This window comes from Pseudomonas bohemica, from assembly GCF_002934685.1.
Lineage (GTDB): Bacteria > Pseudomonadota > Gammaproteobacteria > Pseudomonadales > Pseudomonadaceae > Aquipseudomonas > Aquipseudomonas bohemica.
Genome location: NZ_NKHL01000040.1, coordinates 220 through 614 on the forward strand (window position 1 = coordinate 220; position 395 = coordinate 614).

Consider the following 395-nt stretch of genomic DNA (forward strand, 5'->3'; position numbering starts at 1 on the left):
AGAAACAGCCCGAAATTGGGTCTGTAGCTCAGTTGGTTAGAGCGCACCCCTGATAAGGGTGAGGTCGGCAGTTCGAATCTGCCCAGACCCACCAATTTTGTGTGGGAAAAGCCTGTAGAAATACGGGGCCATAGCTCAGCTGGGAGAGCGCCTGCCTTGCACGCAGGAGGTCAACGGTTCGATCCCGTTTGGCTCCACCACTTACCGCTGTTTCGTTGTTAGAGCTTAGAAATGAGCATTCCACCGGTTGGGTGATGAGTGTTGATTTCTAGTCTTTGATTAGATCGTTCTTTAAAAATTTGGGTATGTGATAGTAAAGATAGACTGTGAACCACTTTCACTGGTGGGGAACAGGCTAAGGTAAAGTTTGTGAATGCAAACTTTCGGCGAATGTC

Annotated in this window: 2 tRNA genes; both read left to right on the top strand. The window is 48.4% G+C overall.

Annotation, left to right across the window (positions count from 1 at the left end):
* Window positions 1–17: 17 nt before the first annotated feature.
* A tRNA-Ile gene (locus tag CE491_RS00250) sits at window positions 18–94 on the top strand.
* Window positions 95–124: 30 nt separating this feature from the next.
* A tRNA-Ala gene (locus CE491_RS00255) sits at window positions 125–200 on the top strand.
* Window positions 201–395 lie beyond the last annotated feature (195 nt).